A 26,129-nucleotide genomic window follows, 5' to 3' on the forward strand; every position below is an offset into this window, starting at 1 on the left:
CCTGGCAGGAGAACGTTCACCGGAATTTATGCACGAATACATTGTTGTGTTAGCCAATGCCAATGAAGGCGGTGCCGCAGCTAAACTGGCAGCTGATTATCTCAATACACTTTCTGCAGATCAGTTGGCTACCCGTGAAAATTTCGCTCTGGTGTATGAATTTGCCCGTGATATTGATGGTCCGGTGGCACAGAAAGTGATAAAGAATCAGGACAAATTTCTTCAATCGGTCGGAGAAAACGAATTAAACAAGTATCTCTATATGCTGTGGAGTATTAAAGCTGATTCATATATTAAAGAAGTTGACGGGAAACCGATTTTTGACCGGAAAGGTTACGATGAAACTATCCGAAAACTGAAAGCTAGTGGATTCGTGGCTGCAGAGAGTATCGCTTTGACCTCCGATGTTCGGAATGCGCAGCGGATGGGAGATTGGGAACGTTTTTTAAGTATTACCGCTGACTATATGAAGAAAAATGGGGCACAGGCCCATCCTATGCTTACCTGTAATTGGGGGATCGACTTGAAAGGTAGTTGTAATGATAAGAGTGTATGGAAAAAATATTGTACAGTTATGATGGATAACTTTAATCAGATCAAAGCTTCCGGTAGCGAAGAAGCGATAGTATGGGAGGAATCCATGAAAGTTTTGTCAAGAGAACTACTTAAATAAGTAAATTTATTTGAAGAATTCATTTTTAATGTCCGGAAAGTCCTTTTAAGGATTTTTCGGACAAACTATCAACTACTACTTAATGCCTGCAGAAAAAAAATCCTATCGGATGAAAAATATAGGTTCGTTTGAGGACCTGTTCAGGATTTACCATACTCCTCTTCTCGGATATGCTAACAGCTATCTGCGAAATTGGGAGGATGCTGAGGATATCGTGCAGGAAGTTTTTATCCGGATATGGGATAAGATACAAGAGATGAGGGAAGATGGGAATCTTGGCAGTCTATTATTTGTTGCAACGAAGAATAAGTGCATCAGTTCATTGAGGAATAAATTACATAAGGATACTCTATCCCTACAAGAACAGCTCCCGGATGAGCTTCAACGAAAAATCGATCTGGTTGCATTGGAATATTCTGCACTTGAAACGATGGAATTTGAGGAACTTTTACAACAATATAAACAGATCCTTGCCACTCTGCCGGAAGATCACCGCCGTTTTTTCTTACAAAATCGGAATGAAGGTTTACAATATGCTGATATTGCCCGCAATGCTGGTATATCCGTAAAAACCGTAGAAAAAAAAATGAGTGCGACACTTCGGATCTTACGTCAAAAATTAAAAGATTATCAATTACTTACATTCTTTTTACCTTAAATAGTTTTAAGAGACTTAATTATTAAATAAGCGATATTTATTATGGCAGTTATATACATATTTACACTTACAAACGTACGTTTATTAGTGTAAATATGTATATAACTGCCTTTATTATTTGAGATAAACTTGTATTTCATAAATAATTCCCAAATTTATCTTCAGTCCAACTTTCCAATCGCTTTCAGGTATTGGGATACACTCAGGTGTAACAAGGCTTTCGCATCGATCCACTGGCTCCAGGTTTCTTGCCACTGTGCCTGTGCTTCCAGCAAGGCAGTGAGGTTTTCCATACCCACCTGATACTGGTCATTGCTGATTTTCAGGTTTTCCTTTGCCTGCGACAGGGCATTCCGGGCCATCTCTACCCGTTTTTGGGCATCTGTAACAGAAAACCGGGCGGAAGTAATTTGCAGACGCATCAAATCCGTTGTTTTTTCAAGATTCAGACGGCTGATTTCTTCCTCCATCCGGGCGGATCTTACTTTATTTTTCCCTTCTCCCCAATGGAATACGGGAATTTTCACTGCTGCCATAGCCGAGAAAGTAGCACTTGCCTCATCATCTCCATTCAATTGCAATCCTCCTCCATAGCCATAACCGACGGTCACTCCGATCTGAGGTAAAAAATCAGCCCGTGTCAAATCGACTTGTTTTTTCCTGAGGTCTACTTCCTGAGCCAACATCGTATAATCGGGGCGCTGTTCCACTGAAGTATCCAAAGCCCAGATGCGAGGATCTATCTTATCTGTCAAAGAATCTTGCAGGTGTAATTCCGTTTGCAGATTGAGGCCGACCAACCGGCATAGATTCATGCTCGCCAACACCTGTCCGTTCTGTGCTTTCTGCAACATCAAGCCAGCCTCATTGTAGCGGACCTGGGCTTTCAGTACATCGTTGGGTGTAGCCATTCCGACCACCTGAGCATCCCGCAGGTTTTGCAGGAGTTCTTTCACGACCTGTCTGTACTTCTCGGCAGCGGACACCTGCTCGCCGACTCTCAACAGTTGCCAATAAGCTTCGTCTGTCGCTACCACGATTTCAGAACGGCTCAACCGGATATTCTCGACAGCGATGTCCTCTCCCAATTGTGCCATCCGATGTGCAGCCCGGACTTTACCTCCCAGATAGACCGGTTGTTCGAGCTGAGCCCCAGCCATATAAACCCCTCTCAACTTCAATTGTAAACGGATATCCGGTAAAAAAGCATATTCATTGAAAACCGGATTGCCGTCACTTCCAATCACCGGTTTCTGGGTTTCGGGATCGATCATTACATTCGGTTCCAATTGCCCATTCTCTCCCGGTTTATAAGTGGGAAGATATCCTCCTTTCAATTTATAATTATATTTTTTCTGATTATAAAATCCGACTCCGACAGCAGACAATTTAGGCAAATAATCCGCCCGGTAGGATTTGGTATCGAACATAGCCTTCCGGTGTTGCCGGTCGGCGATTTCCATCTCCTTACTATTGCGAATAGCCATTTCCCGGCATAACTGTAAATCCAGCTCCACCTGAGCCGATAAAACTCCAGGAAAAAAGATCAAAATCATTAAAAGTGCCTTCATATTACCTCCAATTGATTCGTATTTGTTGTTGTTGCTGTTGTTCTTCTTCTCCGTGTTTAGCAGGACGGATACGGAAAAATAAAGAATATAATATCGGTAAAATCACCAGAGTAATGATTGTTCCGATAAACAGTCCTCCCATAATCGTAACCGCCAAAGCCCCGAACATATCGTCGTTCACCAAAGGGATCATTCCCAAAATAGTCGTCATCGCCGCCAGGAATACCGGACGTAAACGGGAGGTAGAAGCATCTACCAAAGCCAGAAAAGGATCTTTCCCGGAACGGATTTGAATATCGACTTCATCTACCAAAACTACCCCATTCTTAATCATCATGCCGACCAATCCCAAGGCCCCGACAATCGCCACAAAACCAAATTCTTTACCGGCGATCAGCATTCCGGCCACCACTCCCGTAATGGCCAACGGTAAACACAACAAGATCATCAGTGGCTTACGGAAATCTTTAAACAGAGCGATCAATATAGCCAATATGAGCACGATAGCGATCGGTACATTTTTAAACAAATAAAACTGTGACTGCGTACTTGCCAGGTATTCGCCTTGCCAGGCTGTAGTATAACCAGGAGGAATATCCAATGCCTCGATTTTCGGAAGCAAGCTATTTCTGGCTGCGGTAGTCGTATATCCGGGAGCGTTATTACATTGTACAGCAATAGAACGCTGTCCGTTATAACGACGTACGACCGGTACTTCCCAGCCGACTTCCACTCCACTACTAGCCTGGTTGAGCGGTACTGAACCGATCAATCGTTTTAATACATCATCGGTACCGATCATTCCGGTCATCAACTCTTTCACTGTACCGAGGCCTATTCCATTCGTCGAAGGAACCATACTCCAAACCGGGACATTACCGATCTGCCCGGGTCGTTGTCCCTGATCGTTCACACTTTTCAGATAGATCGGTAAAGGATGTTCGCCCTCATAATAAGAACCGATCGGCAAGCCGTCGGTAGCAGCCAGTACGGCCAACCCGACATCTTCCCGGCTCAGGTTTACATCCCGGGCAGTCTGCTGTTGATAATCCACCCGCATCGCCGGAGTCTCCGGGCCCCAATTATTGGTTACCAGCATTACCGATGAATCTGCCCGCATGATCCCTTCAACCTGTGCACAGAGTGATTTTAATACTGCCGGATCGGGACCTGAAATCATAAACTGAATCGGGAAATCCATATACATCAGGTTGTACTGTTTCATCCGCACATATGCCTGCGGATAATGAGAAGAAAGATAAGCCTGCAATTCATTCAAATGTTCCTTCAGAGCCGCCGGCGAAGTAAAATCAACGATCAGTTCCCCATAACTTAAAGCGGGCTCGGCCACCGTACGGACCAGATTATAACGCGAGGGAGTTCCACCCAAACTTGTGGTTACGGCGGTGATTTCAGGCCGACTCATCAAATATTTTTCCATACTGGCCAAATCTTTTTCGACAGTCTCAGGATTGGTACCGAAAGGCATTTTATATTCGATATACAATTGATTATAACTCAAGTCGGGAAAAAATCCCTGTTTTATAAACCGATAACCGTAAACACTAAAAACCAGTAAAATCACAGTAGCTACAATCCAGATCCAACGATAGTGGATGGCAAAACGGAGAAGTCGCTGATATTGCCGGTAAATTCTGCCGTTGAACGGATTATCGGGTTCTCCCGGTTCGACCACTTTGGGTTTAAAAGCCCGGTCGGCCTGGATCGGAACATAAGCCAGCGCCAATATCCAGCTCAGCCATAGCGATACAGCCAATACGATAAAAAGGTCACGGACATATTCGCCGGTTGTATCGGGCGACATATAGATCGGTAAAAAAGTCAGGATACCGATCGTAGTAGCCCCCAACAATGCCCAAGCCGTTTTCTTCGTGATATTGACCAAAGCATCCGGCTTGGGAATCCCCCGTTTCATATCCACCATAATCCCGTCGGTAATAACGATGGCATTATCGACCAGCATTCCCATAGCTACAATAAACGATGCCAGGGATACCCTTTGTAAAGTGCCGTGCATCATATGTAAAATCACAAAAGAACCCAAAACAACTACCACCAATCCGATCCCGATTATATAACCACTACGGAATCCCATGGCTAACATCACCACGATGATCACAATCAATACAGATTCGATCAGGTTGACCATAAATACACTGATCGCATCTTTTACCCGGGTAGGCTGAAAAAATACTTTCTCGAAATTTATACCGGCAGGAATGATATTTTGCTTCAGTTCGTCCAATTTTTGATCGATTACTTTTCCCAACTGGATGATATTTCCCCCTTTTTGCATCGCTATCGATATAGCGATAGCCGGCAGCGTATCATATTTCAATCCCTCTTGCTGAGGCTGAACGTACCCTTTGGTAATATCGGCCACGTCTCCCAAACGGATATCGTCTTCTTCGTGTCCCCGGATCAGGAGATTACGGATATCTTCAATTCCATTGAAATCGCCGTCTATTCCTACGCGTACTCTTTTTTCCCCACTGTTATAGTAACCGGAATAGACCGTTGCATTTTGTCCGCGGAGGGTGAGGATGATCTCGGCAGGATGAACCCCCAAATTGGCCATTTTCGATTCCTGAATATCGATATCAATACAGGCCGGCCGTTCTCCATATATGTCGACACTGCTCACTCCGTCGATATCCAGCACAGTACGTCTTACCAACTGGGCATAGTCCATCATTTTCTGATAATCGAAGCCATCCGATGTCATTGCATAAAACATCCCGTATACATCGCCGAAATCGTCCATGACCATCGAAGGCTGGGCGCCGGCCGGTAACTGAGCTTGTACGTTCGCCACTTTACGGCGCAGGATATCCCAATTCTGCTGTAATTCTGCTAATGGTACCGTACTGCTCAATTCGACCAGAATAAGTGAGATATCGTCCATAGAACGCGATTCTACATGATCCAGGTCTCCCATAGAACGGATCGATTTCTCGAGTACATCGGTCACCTCCAATTCCACCTGCCAGGCAGATGCACCGGGGAAAGTAGTTACGACCATAGCTTGTTTCACCGTAATGGCCGGGTCTTCTAATTTACTCATGGTAAAGAAGGAATAAATTCCTCCGACTACCAATACAAAAACAAAAAAATAAACCAGCGCCTTATTTTTTAAAGCATATTCTGTAAAGTTCATAATTTAAGATTTTCCTATTTAGTCCTATACCGGTCTGAAAGCCCGACATTCCTATTTACATTACAACAGCCCTCCAACATTCGAAGCCGGGACGGGAGGTAAAAGTTTTACTTTCTGCCCTTCCTTCAAATCATTGACACCGGCAGAAATCACCGTTTGCCCTTTCCTCAAAGCAGATCTCACAATTGCTTCTCCATCTTTTGTCAGGCGTTCTACGGCGACACTCACCGGTTCGATCGTTTCGTCCTGCTCATTATACAACCAGACAAACGACTGTCCGTCTTTCATAAACAAGGCCGAGACAGGAACAATACTCATCGCTTCTGAAGAGGGCTTAAATCCGATTGTAACGGAGACACTCATACCTGGCGCCAGAACCGGATTCCGTTTTAAACGGAAACGAGCTGTAAACAACTGGTTGTAATTTGCCCCCTGAGTGATGTCGAGCAGTTCCAAAGGCAGAATCGAATCGGGACAAACATCGGCATTCGCGTGGAAAGTCATAAAATCCTCACGCCGGATAAAATCTCCGGAAGGGATATTGACGTCCACTTCAAAATAATCGTTATCGATCATCGATACCACCGGAGTACCCTGATTCACAATCTCAGGAGCGTTGAAGTACTTATTTTGTACATAACCATCGAAGGGAGCTTTCAAACGGGTATCGTTCAATGCATTCCGGTGTGCATTATATAAAGCGGTCACCCTTTTACGTGCAGCGACAGCTTTATCGTACTCATTCACCGAAACACTTCCACGGCGATACAACTCTATAATCCGGTCTGCTTCGCCTTTCACCTGGGTATATTCGGCCTGAGTAGCATTAAATTGAATCTGATAATCCCGGGGATCCAATTCGGCCAATAATTGTCCTTTTTTCACATATTGTCCTTCGTTTACATAAATTTTACGGATAGGTCCGGCTACCCGGAAGGCCAGTTTCACATTCGATGCAGCCTGAATTTTTCCAGGATAAGTGACAGAAGTCATCCCATCATGTCCATTCACGGGAGCTGTCTTTACTAATTGCGGAATATCTACCTGAACCTGCTTATTCCGACAAGATCCTAAAATCCCTATCGATGCTGCTATGCAACCCCATACCAGCCATTTCATCTTCAAAATTCTATTCCTACTTTTTCTCATCGTATCTGACATTTATTTATTATATACTGAATATTAAAGTCTTAATATATACTTACGACATCGAATATATGTTTCACGAAGTAGGTGGAATTTGAAAACTAATTTTATTTCTTTCCCATCGGTAAGTTAAAAAAACAAAAACTGTTCAAATCTCTTAATTTTCAGATCTCATTTTTCACAAAAGTTTCTCATAACTGGCCAACTTTCGTATATTTGTGAACTAAAAGAGAAAAAAAGCATTAACAGTATCTCATACTGATCTAAACAACTATGCCCGAAAAAAAGAAACAGGAACTGAAGGACAGAGCTCCTATAGTTGCTGCTTATCTGCGGGTGAGCACAGATAAGCAAACCATTCTGAATCAGAAAAGCGAGGTAATTAATTTCTGCCATCGGCAAGAACTGAAAATTACCATGTGGTGTACAGAAACCGTGAGTGGAACAAAAAAAGAAAGTGAGAGAGAATTAGGAACACTGCTCAAAAAACTGCAAAAAGGTGATGTCTTGATAATTACCGAAGTTTCCCGGCTAAGCCGGAAAATGATGAATATCATGAACATTATTCATCAATCGATTGAAAAAGGGATCACCATTCACAGTATTAAGGAAGGATATAAATTCGATTCTTCTATCAACAGTCAGGTACTCGCTTTCGCTTTTGGTCTATGTGCTGAAATCGAACGTACGTTGATTTCTCAGCGTACACGCGAAGCTCTGGCACGCCGCAGAGCCCAAGGAATAAAGTTAGGACGTCCCAAAGGCAGTCTGCGGGCCGGTAAGTTATTCGAACATGAACAAGAAATCAAAGATTTAAGGACCGAAGGTTTCTCGTTTCAGAAAATTGCAATGCGCTATAAAGTCTCTCCGGAAACGGTACGGCTGTTTTACCTGCGTACGTTATTGAAAAAACCGAAAAAAACACCGGAAGAAGAAATCCAGGAGCAAAATCCTATAGAAAAACCGGAGACTTAGTCGCTAAGTCTTCCGGTAGATTTCAAATAATAGGTTTCATTCACACGAAGTTCAGCCTTAGCCTCTATCCAATCACTCCAAGCCTTCTGCCATTGTGCCTGTGCTTCCATGTAATTGGTAAGGGTCTCCATTCCTACTTCAAAACGATTCTTACTCACCTGCAGGTTTTCTTCGGCCTGAGAAAGTGACCGTCGTGTGAGCCGAACCCGGGTTGCAGCATCTTCGACATTATAGCGGGCCCGGGCCACTTCGAGCTGCATCATCTGCTCGGTTTCTTCTTTTTTCAAACGCACCATCTCTTCTTCGGCTTTCATGGCTTTGACTTTATTACGTCCTTCTCCCCAATGATAAATAGGTATTTTCAACGAAGCCAAAGCTGCAAAAGAAGCGATACCGTCCGATTTGCCGTTTAACGTAATCCCGTCACTATATCCATACGAAGCAGAGACTCCCAATTGAGGCAAGAAATCCGAACGCGTCAAGGCTACTTCTTTTTCTTTCAGTTCGATTTGCCGTTCCAACATATTGTATTCGGGACGGCCGGTGATATTATCCCCTTCTTCCCACAGGCCGGAAACGATACCTTCTCCGAGGCTATCCCTGACCGTCAGCTCACTCATCAGATCAACCCCGACAATCCGGCAAAGATTCATTCCCGACAAAGCCAGACCGTTCTGTGCCTTTTGTACCATCAATTCCGCCTCATTTTGTTTAACCTGCGCTTTCAGCAGATCGTTCTGTGCGGCCATCCCCGTCCGATAAGCATCTTCCAGATTACGCACCAATTCTTTCACAACTTCGAGGTATTTTCCGGCAGCTTTGACCTGTTCACAGACTTTCAGATATTGCCAATAAGCCGCATCTGCTTCGGCAAGTACTTCCGCCTGATTATATTTCACATTCAGGTCTGCAATTTCTTTACCTATCGAAGCCATGCGAAAAGCAGAACGCACTTTCCCCCCCATATAAAGAGGCTGTTCCAACATCACTCCTACCGTGTAAGCATTTTCAATACCCAAAGCCAGGTCGATATCCGGCATAAATGCATATTGTTTGAACAGGGGTATCCCATCGGCTCCCAATACAGGTTTGCCTTCGGGCATATACAAACTATTCAGCGGCACTGCCTGTCCGACATCGTTCACATCGTATACCGGCAGATACCCCCCGTCGATATCGAATTTCATCTTCTTGTGTACATAGGCATATAAACCTGTAGCCGAAAGTTTAGGTAGGAAATTAGCCCGGTAAGCTTTTTTGTCAAAACCGGCTTTTTGACCTTGTTGTTCTGCCGATTGCAATTTTTTACTATTTTCTACCGCCATTTTCCGGCATTTCTGTAAATCGAGCTCGACTATCTGAGCCGGACAAACTCCGGAAAAGAATAAAACTGTCAGGATTAATAGCGTTGTTTTCATCATTCGTCGATCATTCATTAGCCAATTGTTCATTATCGCTTTTATGCAAAGCTCCGACCTTATCTTCTTTTTCGATGGGAAAGAATAAAGCATACAATACAGGTATAAACACCAAAGTGATCACCGTACCTACCAGCAATCCGCCCATTATAGTGACGGCCAGAGAACCGAACAAGTCGTCGCCCAGCAAAGGAATCATCCCCAGGATAGTCGTTAAAGAAGCCATCATTACCGGCCGGAAACGCGAAGACGACGAATCCAGTAAAGCCACTAACCTCCCTTTGCCGGAAGCAATCTGCAAAGTGATCTCATCCAGCAATACCACTCCATTTTTAATCATCATACCTATCAATCCCAAGGCCCCCACAATAGCGACAAAACCGAAATCTTTTCCACTGATCAGCATCCCGAAGACAATGCCGATAGCTGCCAGCGGCAAACAAAGGAAAATAATCGTAGGTTTACGGAAATCTTTAAACAGCATGATCAAAATAACAATTATCATAACAATAGCCCAGGGCACATTTTTAAAAAGATACCGCATGGCTTCGCTACTCGCTTTGTGTTCGCCCAGCCATTGTTTCGTATATCCCTCAGGCAAGGTGATCGTATCGACAAGCGGGATCAACTTGCCCCGTACACTCTCGGCGGTATATCCCTGCGCATTGTTACAACGTGCTTTTATGGCCCGTTGTCCATTATACCTCCAAACGACAGGATCTTCCCACTCGATTTTCACTCCCCGGGTAGCCTGTGACAACGGAGTAGAACCGACCACTTCCGACAAAAGGTCTTCTTTCTTGACAGTTCCCATCAAAAGCCCTTTTATCGTCTCGCCATCCAAACCGGTAAGCGAAGGCAGGACGCTCCAAACCGGAATATTTTCCAGTGCAGCAGTTTCTTCTCCTTCATTATCTACGCTTTTGATATAAATAGGCATAGCTGTGGTTCCTTCGTAGTAAGAGCCTACAGGTAATCCATCGGTAGCCGAGAGCAGAGATAAGCCGACATCCGTACGGGATAAACCGGCTTGCCGGGCGATCGGCTGGTAATAATCGACCATCAATACCGGCGCTTCGGGCTCCCAGTTATTCGTTACCAAAGTAGCCGTCGGTTCATCGTTCATGATCTGTTCAGCCTGAGCCGACAAGCTTTTCAATACAGCCGGATCGGGTCCGCAAAACATCAACTCGACCGGGAAATCCTCATACATCAGATTATAACGCTTGATCCGCACATAAGCATCCGGATAATGTTCTGTGAGATATTGCTGTAGCCCGGGAATCGAACTTTTCAGGGCATCGGCATCCGTATAGTCGACGATCAATTCACCGTACGACATCGCCGGCAAAGCAATCGAGCGGACCAAATTGTAGCGCGAAGGCGTACCGCCGAAACTCGAAGTCACATGTGTAATATCCGGACGGGAAAGTAAATAAGCCTCGATTTCTGCAATATCTCCCTGGACGGCTTCCAAAGTCCCCCCTTCAGGCACTTTATATTCGATATACAACTGGGTGTAACTCAAATCCGGGAAGAATCCCTGCGGAATATATTGGAAACACCAGGCACTCAAAGCCAATAAGATGACAACCGCTCCTACAGCAAATTTCTTATGATAGAGCATATAGGTCAGGAATTTCCTGAACCACCGATACATCCCGCTATCGTATAATTGTTCCTCACTCAAATGCTCATTTTTCACTTTTAAGGAATAATCGGCATGGATCGGAATCTGTGTCAGAGCCAAAATCCAGCTCAATAATAACGACACCGCCAGAACGATAAACAAATCCCGCACATATTCCCCCACCGTATCGGGCGACATAAAAATCGGGAAGAAAGCCAGTATGGCGATCAAAGTAGCTCCCAACAGGGGCATAGCTGTCTTTTTAGCAATATTGGTCAAAGCGGCAGGCTTAGGGATACCCCGTTTTAAATCCACCAGGATTCCGTCGACAATCACAATCGCATTATCCACCAGCATCCCCATCGCAACGATCAAAGCCGCCAGGGAAACCCGCTGTAAAGTTCCATCGAGTAAATATAGAATCACGAAAGCCCCCAAAACGATAATGACCAGACCGGTACCGATAATCACACCGCTCCGGAATCCCATCGTCAGCATCAATACCAGAATCACCACCAGCACCGACTCTACCAGATTGATCATAAAAGTACCGATAGCCTCCCTCACCCGATCGGGTTGGAAAAATACCTTTTGAAAATCGATGCCGACAGGTATACGGGAAGATTTCAATTGCTCTAAACGAGCATCCACCTTTTCGCCCAAAGTCACAATATTCCCTCCTTTTTCCATAGAGATCGATATCCCTAGTGCACGAACAGTATCGTAACGCATCTCATTCCGGGAAGGATCCTGATATCCCCGTGTGACCGAAGCTACATCCCGCAATCGCAGCTGATCGTTTTCATGTCCCTGAATCAACAGGTTTTCGATATCACGGATCGATTCGTAACTATCGTCTACGCCTATCCTCAATCTACTCTTTCCCGTCTTGAAATATCCCGAATAAACCGTTTTATTCTGGTTGTTCAAGGTAGCTAAAATCTCGGCGGGATGTACACCCAGATTAGCCATTTTGTCCTGTATGATATCTATATTGATACAAGGTTTTCGGTCGCCATAAATATCCACCCGTCTCACTCCCGGTATATCCTGTAACTCACGCTTCACCAGATTGGCATACTCAACCATTTCTTCGTCGGCGATGCCATCGGTAGTCATGGCATAGAACATGCCGTATACATCCCCGAAATCATCTTTTACCACAGGAGTCACACATCCGTCGGGCAGTTGTGAAGCTGCATTCGTCACCCGCCGCCGTAAGATATCCCACTTTTGTTCCAATTCGGCAGGGGGAACCGTACTCTCCAACTCGACCGTAATAATAGACAGATCAGCCATCGATTTCGACTCCACACTGGCAATATCTCCCATCGCCCGGATTTCTTTCTCGAGCACATCCGTTACTTCCAATTCCACTTTATGAGCCGAAGCTCCGGGATAGACAGTCACGACCAGAGCTTGTTTTACCTTGATCTCCGGATCTTCCAGTTTACTCATAGAGACAAACGAAAAGATTCCGCCAACAACAAGCACTGCAATCAGAAATTTGACCAGTGCCCTATTATTCAATGCATATTCAGCAAGATTCATTCCAATCAGAATTAATAAAAGACAACAGTTTCAGGCCGGATCGACCGTTTACAGCAAACCACCGATATTCGTATCGGCAACAGGCTTCAACCTCTCGACTTCCATACCCTCTTTCAGTTTATGTACACCGGCAGTGACTACGATTTCACCACTTTGCAGGCCTTCGTCCAAAACCACTCTGCCTTCTTTCAATATTTGCCGGATTTTAACCTGTCTTTGAGTCACTTTTTTATCCGCCGGCCGATACACCCATACCGACGATTTTTCCTTGTCCTGAAAAATAGCACTCAATGGAACCACTGTCAAATTGTCGCCTCCCGCTTCATAATCGATCGTTACATTCACACTCATACCTGCCGCCAAAGGAATAGCAGGATCAGGAGTCAACCGCAAACGCATCTGATAAAGCTGATTCAGATTAGCCTTTTTCGTCACATCGATCAATTCCAACGGAAAAACCCGATCCGGAAAGACATCGGCAACTGCCGTAAACCGGTTAAAAAGGTGACGACGGACATAATCGCTGGAAGGCACATCGATTTCTACCTCGAAATAACGGGTATCGATCATCGATATAACCGGCATTCCGGCAGCCACCGTTTCGTCGGTATCGAAATATTTCTTCTGGATATACCCATCGAAAGGAGCGACAAGCCGGGTATCTTTCAAAGCATTTTTATGCGCATTATATTTAGAGGTGATTTGCTGCAAACCATACACCGCTTTATCGTAATCATTTTCAGGTACACTTTTACGGTTATACAGTTCTATCACCCGTTCAGCCTCGGATTTAATCTGTTTGTATTCGGCTTCGGTAGCTTTATACTGCAATTCATAATCCCGCGGGTCGATCTCTGCAATCACTTCTCCTTTACGCACAAAACTACCCACCTGCACCGGAATCCGGATGATCGGTCCGGCTACCCGAAATGCCAGATCTACGTCGGCCGCAGCCTTAACACGCCCCGGATAGGTCACTTGTAATTCGTTCTCATAATTTTTTACTGTCTCGGTCTTCACCATCAAGACCTGCTTTTCATTGGTTTCCGACGAACGACAAGCAGAAAATCCAAGGATAATTCCCACCACAGGGAATAAATAATGTCTGATCATAGTACACACCTATTAATTATTCGTTTACGAACGTACTTTACGACTTTTAACAATTTCTCTATAATACAATAAACATGCCAAAATAAAATAAATAATCGCTAAAATCCAGAGATTTAGATACTCCGGCAACACCTCTCCAAGGGTAGCCCCCATATTGTTCATTTTTACGAACCCGTCGATTCCGTGAGTAGAAGGAAAAATTTTCGACAGGGCGATCCAATAACCGGCAATCCCCTCCTTCGGCCACGAAATACCCGAAATAAACATGAGCGGCACCGAGGTAAAGACAAACAATAAAAAAGGCTGTTCCCGCTCCCTACTTAAAAAAGAAGCTGTAATAGCAAAAAAGACACAAGCCAACAAAAAGGGGAACAGGAATAACATCAATTCCGATTTAGCTCCGATTTGAGTTAAACTAAAGATCCGGGGTACAATAAAGAACACCCAAAATCCCATCACAAAATAAACCGGCATATAAACACAGGCTTTACCGATGACAATGCACCAGGGTTTGCAGTAATGTTTATCGACGGGCACCAGGCTATGGCGTGGATTCCTGTCGCGGGCTGTTCCGGCAATCGTTCCCACTCCCAACAATAAAGATTGTTGGATCACCAGGATCAATACTGCCGGGATGATAAAAGAAGCAAAACCACTTTGAGGATTAAACATTTTGACTTCCGAAATCTCTACCGGCGAGGCGGTTATTTCTTGCTGAATGCGGGAAGCATAAGGTAAATTTTCTACCTGTATTTCTTTCCCCAGGGTGATAGCCACATCGCTTGTCGCCTGAAGTAAAGCTTTATAATTGAGTAAAGCCCCCATATCGCAAAACAAAGCGACATGGGCCTGTTCTCCCCGATTTATATCTTTACTGAAATCCGCCGGAATCTCTAAAATACCGTATATTTCTTTCTGCCACATGAAAAGCTGCGCTTCTCCGAGATCGTTACAGTGGGCTACGACTTTCACATTCGGAGAAGCTTCCCACATCCGCAAAAATTCACGGCTTAAAGGAGACTTGGACTGATCGATGACAGCAACGGGCACCTGTCTTACAACCTCATTACTATAAATAAAAGTATAAATCAGGGGATAGCCTAAACACAGAAAAATAAAGAAAGTAAGTACTGCATGGTCCCGAAAAACCAGGTAAAACTCTCTCCGAAATATAAAATAGATATCTTTCATCATAACCTCCCATTAGGGTAAATAACGATTTTCCTGTAAATCCAATTTCAATTTAGGCAAAGTCAGTAACGGCAACAGAACGAACAATACCAAAGCCAGATAAGGTTTCCAGGAGTAGGCCATAGGAATACCGTTCAAAGCCTGATCGACATAGAGCAGATAGTAATGCCTCATCGGAAATAAATCAGACATCAACTGCATCAGCTGAGGCATAGCCGGAACCGGGAAAGTAAAACCACTGACAGAGAATGACAAAACTCCCCAAAGCCCGCAAAAACTGAGGGCGATCCGATTGCGCCGTGCAATACCGGTAACAAAAATAGCAAACCCCTGAGCAGCCAGTACCAACAGCAACATAGCTAAAAACATGGGAAAAAATCCACTATTCAAAGGAAAATGTAAATAACCGTACAATATAGAAAGATACAGTAAGCCGGTAGTGACAAAGATCAGCGTTTGAGGCAATAGCTTTCCCAGCAAAGCCAATACAATAGAATCATTGCTTCGACGCAACCAATCGGCTGCCGTTTTTTCTTTAGTCTCCTGACTGATGCTATAAGTGGCGGTAAACATGGCAAACATAAAAACGAAAGCAGGCATTAAAATACTTGCCAGATAGATGGCATAGCTGATCCAGGGATTATTCAAGGGAAACGTATCCACTGTAATCGGTGACAGCCTGGCTTTCAATAGCGGTCCTCCCCCGCCTTTTGCCAACAATACGGTCTGTTGTACAGCCCCGTTTGCCAAAGCGGCCTGCAAGCGCATATTTTTATAGACCAATGAGCCCGGTAGCAGATAAGTCTCATTTGTATAAAATGAAATTTCAGGTCTTTTACCGACAGACACCTCCTGTCTGAAATTCGCCGGTATATGGAAAATACCGTAGATCCGGCTTGTTTGCATCGCTTCCCGGGCTTCTTTAAAGCTAGCCGTCCGCATCACCACTTCGGTTTGGGCCATCGCATCCAAAGAACGCACCAATTGCCGTGACAAGGATGTATTATCCTCATCCACCACGGCTATCGGCAATTTCATTGGTAACCCCTGTTTCAACAAATCGGCAAAAAAGATAAAACAAAATGCCGGAGCTAAAATCAGAATAAACCAATAAATCCGCCGGGAAGCCAGACGTCTGAATTCCCGTTTCATTAAAGCCGATAACAAACCGAGCGTACTCATAATTTTTTCAAAACACTCATTCCCGGACGCAGTCCATCTACTTTGTCCACCGGTTTTGCCTTTACCCGGAAAGTTTTTACATCATACTGCCCTGTCGTTTTGGTAGCCCGCCAGGCAGCGTAACTTCCCATATCCTTCAGATAAGTGACTTTCAATTCCACTTCGCGATTATCCAAAGCAGGCACAAAAGCTTTAAATGTTTCTCCTACCCTGAAATCGTTCAGCTGGTCTTCACGCACATTAAAAGATACCCACATGTCCGATAAATCCAAAATATCCATCACCGGTGCCCCTGTACCGACCAATTCTCCGACCTTCGGATACCGCTCGGAAATTTCTCCGTCTATCGGAGAGATCAAATAAGTCTCTTTGACATAAGCCTCCACTTCTGCGACAGCCCCTTTCGCCCGGTTCAGTTGAGCCTCTGCAGCTTGTTTATCTTCTCTTTGTGCACCATTGCGTGCCATCTCGTATTGGGCTTTAGCAGCCTGTTCGGTAGCCATCATAGCTTTGTAATTAGCTTCGGCCTCATCTTTCTTCTGGGCCGGCACAACCTCACTCTCATAAAGTTTCAGGATCCGGTCGTATGTTTTTTTCGCTACCTCGGCAGCGGCTTTTGCTTTTTGCCAGGTTTGGTAAGTCATTACGATCTGTTCGGAGCGAGTACCTCTTTCAGCCTTTTCGTTCAGAGCCTGGGCAGCAGCCTCCGCCGCTTCGGCCTGACTATATTTGGCCAGCACCTCAGGACTATCCAGGATAGCCACCGTATCCCCCCGGCTCACCTGTTCTCCTTCATTAAAACGGAATATTTCGATCCGCCCCGGCACTTTTCCGGAAATACGTACTTCCGTTGCCTCAGCCTCTCCCTGAATATACTCAGGTTTCGGATCCCAAAACAGAAAACCGAAAATTGCCACCAAAAGCACCAAAACAATGATTCCGGTAAAAGTCACCAATTTTCCATTCATCTTTTCCATACTATCTTTTCGTTTATAATTTCTATTCTTTGCCTAATATACCATACGCTTTTTGCAAATACACTTCACACAATTTCATTTCTATCTGTGTATCGATCAAATCGGCATGAGCAGCCAACCAAGCCGTTTGGGCTTCCAACACATTGGATACCGGGATCGTCCCTTCCTGAAATCCCAGGTTGGCATACTTCAAATTCTCATCGGCCTTCACCTGATTTTTTTCAGCCACTTCCATCTTCCGGGCAGCTTCTTTGACCTTCAACCGGGCCTGGCTTACCTGTAACTCTATCTTTTCGCGGGCTTCCTGTAATTTAAAATTCATCAGACTGGTCTCCGCCCTGGCACTACGCACCGTTTTCCGGGAAGCCCCCCAATGGAATATAGGTGCTTTAACGCCGATACCGACACTCCACATCCCGTCGAATCCGGTACTTATCCCATCGAAGAAAGAAGGGGTCATGGCAAAATAATTAGCCATAAAAGCCACTGTCGGCAGATAAGCCGAACGGGCAATCTTTTCTTTCTTCCGGTAAATATCCGTTGCCAGCGTCAGGCTACTGATCTCCGGACGGTTATCATATACCTGCTCGATATTCAACCACTTCGGTTCGGCCTGAGGCAAAACATTCAATAATTCTTCTTGCAGGGTATAAACCGAATCTACAGCTAATCCACAGATTTGGTTCAGATTCATACGAGCCAGACTCAAACCGTCCTCCACCCGCAACAGAGCCATCTCTGCCTGGTTCAGTTTTACCTTCACCGAGAGCATATCCGCCTTAGTCGATACGCCGGTTCGGTACATCACTTCGATATCATGTTCGAATTTCTGTAAAGTCTCGACAAATTTAACGGCTAATTTCTGTCGGTTGACCAGAGATACGATTTGCCAATAAGCTTCGTCGGTTTCCTGGATAATATTTTGCAATTCCTGTTCTCTCCCGCTCTCGGCCAATTTCTCGGACAACCCTGCCAGTTGGTTATAGGCTCTGATCTTACCCCCCATATAAATCGGTTGTGTCAGTCCTACCTGCAAAAGAGCCATATTTCTATCATCCACGGTCATCGCCTCTTTGGGCAACAGAGCATAATCTTTAGGGACATATTGGCCGTTATTCATCACAGGTTTTCCGTCTGCTCCGATCATAATCTGATCTTTACCGAGCGTCCATTTACCGTCTTGTCCGATCGTACCGACAGGCAAATGGGCATCTTCGGATAATAAATTGATCTCTTTCTGATTGCGCATATAAGTCCCCATCGCATCCAAAGCAGGCAAATATTTGGTAAAAGCCTCTTCTTTTTTAGCTTTTGCTGCGTTTATCTGCTCATCGGCCATTTTCAACTTTTTGTTATTTTCCAGAGCCAACAGCCTGCACTCTTCCAAGCTCATCACTTTTTGCCCATATACACCGGCAATCGTTCCTAACATTAATATTCCACAAATCAACTTCTTCATATGATCGGTTATTGAATAATAAATTCTATCTATTATAACGTAATTTGTTTTATACTTTTCGGTATGTATTTCAATAAAAAAATTATTCTCCGACAGCCAGAGAATAAAGTTGTTCATATTGTGATCTCACCGCCGACAATGCATAAGATATATCCTGATGCATGATCAGATAGTTTATCACACCGACGCTAATATTCAGCAAATTCTTTGCCAAAATAGAGGTATCCACATCATTTCTCAATTCTCCGGCCCGTTTGGCATTCAATATCAACTGTTCTAACTTAGAAAGTCGCAACATTTTCGAAGCCAAAACCACTTTTTTAAATTCGGGGAATAGGGCGATCACTTCCACGATCAACGAAAGGCAAAGAATTTCAGGAATTTCACTACTGAATGTCCGTGCTGAATAATTATGTATCCCGGTCAATTTCTGAATAGTGAGGTCGACATATTCCCGCAATGTCGAAATATGCCCGAATTCTTCGGTTCTTTTTGAGTTCAGCAAGGCATAATAAGAATACAATCCCTCCTTCAGTACTTCTTCTTTATTGGTGAAATGATAATAAAAAGTACCGCGGGTAATTTTCGCAGCCCGTTCTATATCACTCAGCCGCACAGCCTTAAACCCTTTTTTCAAGAAGAGCAGAAAAGCGGTTTCTATGATTTGCCGACGGGTATTATTCATTTTTTTATCAATAAATAATATTGTTCAAACTGCATACGCATATCCGAAAACATAAAGTGCAAATTATCGGTACCCAACTCGATATTCAACATACTGGTCGACACCGACATCAGGTTACGCGCCAATACCGAAGTATCGAGCGAACCTTTGATCTCTCCCTGCTGTTTCGCCTTCAAGATCATATATTCCCAACGGGACAAACGATCTTTAGACAACTCGTCAATCCATTTACGATATTCCGGAAAGAGAGGGGCTACTTCCAAAACCAACTGAAAAAAAGCGATATCTATAATAAAAAAGTCGAACATCTGTTGTAATTGTTCAGCTCTTCGTTCTTTCCGGGCCACTACGATATCTATGTAGGCCTTCAATGAACCGACTTCCAAAAACTCTTCTTCGCTTATCTCACTGACTACGGACAAATACTTTTCGATACCGGCTTTCAGTATTTCTTCTTTATTCCGAAAATAATAATAAAACGCACCTTTCGTCAAACCGGTAGCTTTCTCCAAATCTTTCAGCGAACAAGCTTTATATCCTCTGTTCAGAAATTGGAAAAAAGATTTATTCACTATTTCATCTTTCAAATCCGGCATATTTTTATACTTTTCGGTATGCAAAAATAGTAAATAATTAACAAAATTACAACAATAAATATCAGGATTAATATTTATTTTCAAAATCGACCGATTGAAGGTTCAACTACGGAATGTAGTTTATAAAAAAATTCGAAGCGGTTTTTCTGAATGGTACAGGCCGTCGTGTTTATCTGCTTGGGATTATACAGGTAGTTACGAAGATTCGGTATACGTTGTACAACAATTATTTACCGACAGAACCATTGGATACGGACAATAATCCGTTCCCTACAACGCGATAGCCTCATCTAAGGTTATTTCTTCCTCTTCGAGCACATCTTTTCCGCGTTTCAACAGATAATCAAAAGTTACCATGACCCTTTCTCCGGGTAGAAGCTGTAACAAACGGGCGGGTTTGATATTTTTGATATTTTCCAGTTTCTCTGCAAATTTTTCTTCAGCCAAACGGTCGTTTTCGGCCCGGGTTTCTTCAGAGAAACTAACTTCACCTACAAATCCCTGTTGTTGCAAAGAATCCAATAAAATAGTATTCATCTCGACAACACTTCCTTTGTCATTTGTCACAGTAGCTTTCAGCCTGGCCACATCGAACGAGTAGCTGGAATCCACGTCATCTTCACTACACCCCACACAAAATAGCATCGCTCCCCATACGATCAGTATATACTTCAAGTTCATATTATTTTGATTTTCCGCTGCAAAGATATAGAAATAATTCAGAGGCAAAAAATCCGGTATTCACAAAGGTATCTATTCCCCGGAATTAATCCGGTCTACAATAACTGCAATAGCCCCGTCACCGGTAACATTAGTCGCCGTACCGAAACTATCCATAGCAATATAAAGTGCGATCATCAATCCCTGGGCAGTTTCATCGAATCCCAACATCGACTGTAACAATCCCAAGGCTGCCATAATAGCACCTCCCGGCACACCCGGTGCTGCCACCATAGCAATCCCGAGCATCATAATAAATCCGGCGAATTGGGCAAAATTTATTTCCATACCACTCATCAACATGATGGCCATCGAACAAGCGACGATTTTCATGGTACTCCCCGACAGATGAATCGTAGCACACAACGGGATAACGAAACCGGCCAAGTCAGGACGTACGCCATTCCGTATCGTTTGCTCCAGGGTTACAGGAATCGTTGCCGCCGAAGATTGGGTGCCTAAAGCAGTCATATAAGCAGGTAACATATTGCGGAACAAACGGAGGGGATTCTTTTTACCGACCATACCGGCGATAAAAAACTGAATAAACAACAAGACTACGGTCATCACAAAAATAACGACAATAATCTTCAGAAATACATTCATCACTCCGGCAACCTGCCCGGAATTGGTCATATTCAGGAAAATACCGAAAATATAGAGAGGTAAAACAGGGATAATCACGGCAGTAATCACCTGATTGATAATGTCTTTAAAATCATCCATAACCGACTTCAACCGGTTGCCGTCGATCACCGACATTCCTAAACCTAACGTAAAAGCCAATATCAGAGCCGACATAACTCCCATGACAGCAGGCATTTCAACAGTGAAATACGGTTGTAAGGCAACGGTATTATCCGCCACAGCCGACAGCTTATCGGAGGTATTTAACAACCAGGGATAAGAAAGATCACAGGTAAAATAAGTAAAAAAGCCTGAAAACAAAGTAAAACCATAAGCCAGCAAAGCGGTTATCAGCAGCAAACGTCCGGCTCCTTTCCCCAGATCGGCGATTCCGGGAGCCACCAAGCCTAATATCAATAACGGAATAATAAAATTCAGGAAATTACCGAACAAAGAATTAACAGTCAAAAAAATCCGGACAATCCAACCGGGAAAGAAAAGTCCGCACACAATACCTAAAGCAATAGCAATAATAATACGAGGCAATAGACCTAATTTCATCTTTTTCATAGACAATCATTTTCTAATATTAGTATTTACCCACAATAATTCAAACGTTTCCGAAACCACAATGTTACAACAAAAAAATGAGTCTGTAAAGTTTAAGAACTTTATTAAGTCAGTAAAATTACTAATAGCGAGAAATAAGATTATTCGGCCGATTTATCTTATATTTACCGCAGAAAACAAAAAAACAAGATGACAAAAGACAAATGGCTGGGACATGGAGCAATACTGGCTACGAATCTGATTTTCGGCTTAAATACGCCCATAGCGAAAACCATTGTCCCGGAATGGATCAGTCCGTATGCTCTTACCTTTGTAAGGATGGTTTTTGCTACCCTTGTTTTTTGGGGTATCGGCTTACTGGCTCCGAAAGAAGAAGTCGGAAAACGGGATCTATGGACGATCTTTTGGGGTGCCTTATTCGGTCTGGTAGGGGCACAAGTATCTTTTGCCAATGCCCTTCTGTACACCTCACCGGTCAATATTACCATCATTGCAGCCATGACCCCGCTCGCGGTTATGCTGATCGCAGCCCTGATATTAAAAGAGCCCGTCACATTCAAAAAAGCTGCCGGAGTTTTGATCGGAGCATCGGGTGCCTTACTGATCATTTTTCAATCGTCGGCTATAAATACCGATTCATCCGGCAATTGGATAGGTAACCTACTTTGCATCGTTAATGTAATCACTTATGCCATCTATTTAGTCATCACCCGTCCTATCTCACAACGTTATTCCGCCATCACTCTGATGAAATGGATGTTTTTATTTTCAGCCCTTATCTCTTTTCCTCCCGGTATTTCCGATCTGCCGGAAGCTAAAGTCTTCGGCACAGAAAGCAACCCATTCGTTATCCTGAAACTGAGTTATATAGTCATTATGGCAACCGGCATCGCTTACTTCCTGGTTCCTATGGCTTTGAAACGAATTCGTCCCACTACAGCCAGTATGTACAACAATTTACAGCCGATCATCGCTTCCATTATAGCGATTCTTATCGGACAAGATGTATTCAGCTGGGACAAACCGATCGCCGCTTTACTGGTATTTACAGGTGTGTACCTTGTGACACAAAGCAAAGCGAAAGAAGAAGTAAAAGGTATAAAGTAAAAAGTAAAAGGTGGAAAATCGATCTCTCCACCTTTTACTTTTTACTTTATACCTTTTACCTTACTCATTTCTGATTCAGATAGGCATCGAGCATCCACAACAGCTTTTCCTGACTTGAAACATAAGAAGAAAACACATCCTGAGTCCCATCGTCCCCAATCTCTGCAGCGACACTCAAAATTTCACGTTCCTGTTTCAACAATACCTGCACATCCTCTACAACAGCCCGCAAACAAGCATCCCCGTCAGTAACATTTTCTTTAGCTTTCAAAGTAGCCACTTTAGTATAAGCTGCATAAGAATGCAAAGGTACACCACCTAAAGTAAGAATACGTTCAGCAATTTCATCTACCTTTTCGATAGCATCGTTGTACAACTCTTCAAATTTAGCATGCAGAACGAAGAAACGGTTACCTCTGACGTTCCAATGAAATCCACGCAGATTCTGATAATAAATCTGATAGTTGGCTAACAACTCATTTAAAAGGTTTACTACTTGTTGAGCATTCTCTGAATCCAATCCGATTAAATTTTTCGTTTTCATAATTCTTATTTTTAATTGATTTCTACTATTTCTTATTTCTTTGATACAAATATATAACCGCTTAAAATATAAATCAAATCAATAATATTTACAACACAATTCAAATAATCTATAATTATTCATAATCAATACATTAAACACAACAAAACCACTAAAACAAATCCATTTTTTTTCAAACCACAAAAAAATCGGCATTTCCATTCAAAATGTTTCCCGGAAGGAGCAGGTTATTTAAAATATTCTTTCTAATTTAAGGTCGGTAAAAAATGATCATCCACCGATGGTATATTTGTCGCTAATAAAATTGTTATAAATAAATCTATAAATTATGGAAAAACAAGCCGCTTTGGATCTGCTCGAATTTATACACGAGAGTCCGACCAACTTCCATGCTGTCCTCAGCATCAAACAACGCCTTCAGGCTCATGGTTTCAAACAGCTTTTTTCAGGAGAAGCCTGGCATATCGAACACGGGGGTAAATATTTCGTGACCAAGAATCATTCTTCTTTATATGCTTTTATTCCGGGCAACGGTAATTTGGCAGAAGAAGGCTTTAAACTGATTTGTGCACATAGTGATTCTCCGACTTTCCGGATCAAACCCCATGCAGAAATGCCGGTGGAAGGGAAATACCTGAAACTGAACACAGAAGTTTACGGAGGCCCGATCATGTATACCTGGTTCGACCGGCCTCTGTCTATGGCCGGACGGGTCATGGTCAAGAGTGACAAACCCCTTAAACCGGCCACTCAATTCATCAATTTCGACCGGCCGTTGCTTGAAATACCCCATATCGCCATCCATTTCAACCGGGCAGTAAACGATCAGGGTAATCCGCTCAGCAAGCAAAGAGATATGCTTCCTGTCATAGCCATGATCAACGAGACTTTCGAAAAAGACAATTTCCTTCTGAAGCTTATTGCTCAGGAAATGAATATTCCGGCAGAAGATATCCTGGATTTCGACCTCACCTTATATGAATATGGTAAAGGAACTTTATTCGGACTAAACAACGAATTTATCTCTTCCGGCCGGTTGGACGACCTGGCTATGGTTCATGCAGGCCTGACGGCTCTTCTCGATTCCAAGCCATGTAATAAGACCAAAGTGTTAGCCATCTTCGACAACGAAGAAGTAGGCAGCGGCACCAAACAAGGTGCAGCATCACCGATACTGCGGACTATTCTGGAACGGGTAGCTTTCAACCAAGGTTATAAAATCGAAGAGCTCTACCGGGCCATACACAATTCTTTTATGATCTCGGCCGATATGGCTCATGCCTTGCATCCTAATTATCCCGAAAAACACGATCCGACCAACCATCCGATCATGAACCAGGGACCGGTAATCAAAATCAACGCAAACCAAAAATATATAACTGACGGTGATTCGGCAGCTGTATTCGCTACAATTTGTAAGATGGCCGGTGTACCTTATCAGACTTTTGTCAATCATTCGGATATGGCAGGAGGTTCTACCTTAGGAAATATCCTCCTGACGCAAATGGAAATGCGCGGAGTAGATATAGGTAACCCCATGTGGGCCATGCACTCTGTTCGTGAAACAGCCGGTGTGCTCGATCAGGATTATGTGATCAAAGCGTTTACGACTTTCTATAACATTTAAAATCAGGGACTACCTGAGGAGCTATCCCCACAAATCAAAAAATCTGATTTGTGGGGATCAGTGTTTTGGCCGGCAAGATCAAATTTTAATTTCACAATTGATTCTTCGGATGATTCTATTACCAATATTTTTTTAATTTTGTAATAAAGAAAATCAATTATGAAAATTATCACTTATAACGTCAATGGCCTGCGTAGTGCTTTATCGAAAGGATTTACGGACTGGCTGGCAGAAGAGCAACCGGATGTGGTCTGTTTACAGGAAACAAAAGCCCAACCGGATCAGATCCCCACACTTGAATTCGAAGCTTTAGGTTATCGTTCCTTCTTTTTCTCAGCCGAGAAAAAAGGCTACAGTGGGGTAGCCATCCTGACCAGAATCACCCCCGACCATCTGGAATACGGAATGGGGATGCAGGAATACGACCGGGAAGGACGTTTCTTGCGGGCCGATTACGGCGACCTTTCCATTGTCAGTGTCTACCATCCTTCTGGTACCACCGGAGATGAAAGACAAGCCTTTAAAATGAAATGGCTCGAAGATTTCCGGCATTATGTTATAGAGCTCAGCAAAACCCGTAGTAAACTGATCCTTTGCGGGGATTATAACATCTGTCATCGTCCGATCGACATTCACGATCCGGTACGGAATGCCAACAGCAGTGGTTTCCTACCCGAAGAACGGGAATGGATGAGCCTGTTTCTGGAATCGGGATTTACCGATACTTTCCGGTATTTTCATCCCGAAGAACCTCATCGATACACCTGGTGGAGTTTCCGGGCAAATGCGCGGAATAACAATAAAGGCTGGCGTATCGACTACTGCATGGTCAGCCCGCAGGTCATCCCTCTGTTAAAAGATGCCTATATTTTACCCGAGGTCAAGCACTCCGACCACTGCCCGGCAGTCGTTGAATTGAAAGAGCTCTAAA

General features: G+C 43.7%; 21 protein-coding genes. 6 read left to right on the plus strand and 15 right to left on the minus strand.

Annotated features, from left to right (window positions below; translation table 11 throughout):
* Window positions 1–673: hypothetical protein (locus WS34_RS03670; protein ID WP_046403220.1), on the plus strand; the 673-nt coding region annotated here is incomplete at its 5' end.
* A 109-nt stretch (window positions 674–782) separates the two neighbouring features.
* Window positions 783–1,331, plus strand: coding sequence for an RNA polymerase sigma-70 factor (locus WS34_RS03675; protein WP_286693618.1), 549 nt, complete (start codon window positions 783–785; stop codon window positions 1,329–1,331).
* 161 nt (window positions 1,332–1,492) lie between these two features.
* Here the strand turns inward: WS34_RS03675 and WS34_RS03680 are convergent, their stop codons facing one another.
* The 3 genes from WS34_RS03680 to WS34_RS03690 are packed head-to-tail and all read right to left on the minus strand — an operon-like array spanning window position 1,493 to window position 7,229.
* Window positions 1,493–2,902, minus strand: a complete 1,410-nt coding sequence (locus tag WS34_RS03680; protein WP_046403222.1) for a TolC family protein — start codon at window positions 2,900–2,902, stop codon at window positions 1,493–1,495.
* Between the two features lies 1 nt (window position 2,903).
* Entirely contained in the window at window positions 2,904–6,080 is a 3,177-nt protein-coding gene (locus WS34_RS03685) for an efflux RND transporter permease subunit (protein ID WP_046403224.1), read from the minus strand.
* Window positions 6,081–6,140: 60 nt separating this feature from the next.
* Complete coding sequence (locus tag WS34_RS03690) at window positions 6,141–7,229, minus strand: efflux RND transporter periplasmic adaptor subunit (RefSeq protein ID WP_022159794.1); 1,089 nt, start codon at window positions 7,227–7,229, stop codon at window positions 6,141–6,143.
* Window positions 7,230–7,499: 270 nt separating this feature from the next.
* On the opposite strand from WS34_RS03690, the gene WS34_RS03695 reads away from it, so the two are divergent.
* Window positions 7,500–8,201: a recombinase family protein gene (locus WS34_RS03695; RefSeq protein WP_022159795.1), complete on the plus strand. Its 702-nt coding sequence runs from the start codon at window positions 7,500–7,502 to the stop codon at window positions 8,199–8,201.
* Here WS34_RS03695 and WS34_RS03700 read toward each other — a convergent pair.
* The 11 genes from WS34_RS03700 to WS34_RS03750 form a co-directional block, all read right to left on the minus strand.
* Window positions 8,198–9,622, minus strand: coding sequence for a TolC family protein (locus WS34_RS03700; RefSeq protein ID WP_228026214.1), 1,425 nt, complete (start codon window positions 9,620–9,622; stop codon window positions 8,198–8,200). The genes WS34_RS03695 and WS34_RS03700 overlap by 4 nt on opposite strands.
* 7 nt (window positions 9,623–9,629) lie before the next feature.
* Window positions 9,630–12,800 carry an efflux RND transporter permease subunit gene (locus tag WS34_RS03705; RefSeq protein WP_013612965.1) on the minus strand — a complete coding sequence of 1,057 codons (3,171 nt, stop codon included), beginning with the start codon at window positions 12,798–12,800 and terminating at the stop codon, window positions 9,630–9,632.
* A 48-nt stretch (window positions 12,801–12,848) separates the two neighbouring features.
* On the minus strand, window positions 12,849–13,913 hold the full coding sequence (locus tag WS34_RS03710; RefSeq protein ID WP_013612964.1) for an efflux RND transporter periplasmic adaptor subunit: 1,065 nt from the start codon (window positions 13,911–13,913) through the stop codon (window positions 12,849–12,851).
* A 24-nt stretch (window positions 13,914–13,937) separates the two neighbouring features.
* Window positions 13,938–15,107: an ABC transporter permease gene (locus WS34_RS03715; RefSeq protein WP_306447343.1), complete on the minus strand. Its 1,170-nt coding sequence runs from the start codon at window positions 15,105–15,107 to the stop codon at window positions 13,938–13,940.
* A gap of 9 nt (window positions 15,108–15,116) precedes the next feature.
* Entirely contained in the window at window positions 15,117–16,286 is a 1,170-nt protein-coding gene (locus WS34_RS03720; RefSeq protein WP_013612962.1) for an ABC transporter permease, read from the minus strand.
* Complete coding sequence (locus WS34_RS03725) at window positions 16,283–17,263, minus strand: HlyD family secretion protein (RefSeq protein ID WP_046403228.1); 981 nt, start codon at window positions 17,261–17,263, stop codon at window positions 16,283–16,285. Before WS34_RS03725 ends, WS34_RS03720 begins: the two co-directional genes overlap by 4 nt.
* A 22-nt stretch (window positions 17,264–17,285) precedes the next feature.
* Entirely contained in the window at window positions 17,286–18,722 is a 1,437-nt protein-coding gene (locus tag WS34_RS03730; protein ID WP_022159800.1) for a TolC family protein, read from the minus strand.
* A gap of 82 nt (window positions 18,723–18,804) precedes the next feature.
* Window positions 18,805–19,407: a TetR/AcrR family transcriptional regulator gene (locus WS34_RS03735; protein ID WP_013612959.1), complete on the minus strand. Its 603-nt coding sequence runs from the start codon at window positions 19,405–19,407 to the stop codon at window positions 18,805–18,807.
* Window positions 19,404–20,003, minus strand: a complete 600-nt coding sequence (locus WS34_RS03740) for a TetR/AcrR family transcriptional regulator (protein ID WP_041556879.1) — start codon at window positions 20,001–20,003, stop codon at window positions 19,404–19,406. Before WS34_RS03740 ends, WS34_RS03735 begins: the two co-directional genes overlap by 4 nt.
* A 270-nt stretch (window positions 20,004–20,273) precedes the next feature.
* On the minus strand, window positions 20,274–20,684 hold the full coding sequence (locus WS34_RS03745; protein ID WP_217773946.1) for a hypothetical protein: 411 nt from the start codon (window positions 20,682–20,684) through the stop codon (window positions 20,274–20,276).
* Window positions 20,685–20,756: 72 nt separating this feature from the next.
* Window positions 20,757–21,920, minus strand: coding sequence for a dicarboxylate/amino acid:cation symporter (locus WS34_RS03750; RefSeq protein WP_046403233.1), 1,164 nt, complete (start codon window positions 21,918–21,920; stop codon window positions 20,757–20,759).
* A 189-nt stretch (window positions 21,921–22,109) separates the two neighbouring features.
* Between WS34_RS03750 and WS34_RS03755 the strand changes: the two genes are divergently transcribed.
* On the plus strand, window positions 22,110–23,027 hold the full coding sequence (locus WS34_RS03755) for a DMT family transporter (protein WP_022159801.1): 918 nt from the start codon (window positions 22,110–22,112) through the stop codon (window positions 23,025–23,027).
* A gap of 64 nt (window positions 23,028–23,091) precedes the next feature.
* Here the strand turns inward: WS34_RS03755 and WS34_RS03760 are convergent, their stop codons facing one another.
* Window positions 23,092–23,571, minus strand: a complete 480-nt coding sequence (locus tag WS34_RS03760; RefSeq protein ID WP_013612943.1) for a Dps family protein — start codon at window positions 23,569–23,571, stop codon at window positions 23,092–23,094.
* Window positions 23,572–23,899: 328 nt separating this feature from the next.
* Here WS34_RS03760 and WS34_RS03765 point away from each other — a divergent pair, with 328 nt between their 5' ends.
* Window positions 23,900–25,198, plus strand: a complete 1,299-nt coding sequence (locus WS34_RS03765) for a M18 family aminopeptidase (protein ID WP_013612942.1) — start codon at window positions 23,900–23,902, stop codon at window positions 25,196–25,198.
* Window positions 25,199–25,357: 159 nt separating this feature from the next.
* Entirely contained in the window at window positions 25,358–26,128 is a 771-nt protein-coding gene (locus WS34_RS03770; protein ID WP_046403236.1) for an exodeoxyribonuclease III, read from the plus strand.
* Window position 26,129 lies beyond the last annotated feature (1 nt).

Source organism: Odoribacter sp. N15.MGS-14, assembly GCF_000980245.1.
GTDB classification, from domain to species: domain Bacteria; phylum Bacteroidota; class Bacteroidia; order Bacteroidales; family Marinifilaceae; genus Odoribacter; species Odoribacter splanchnicus.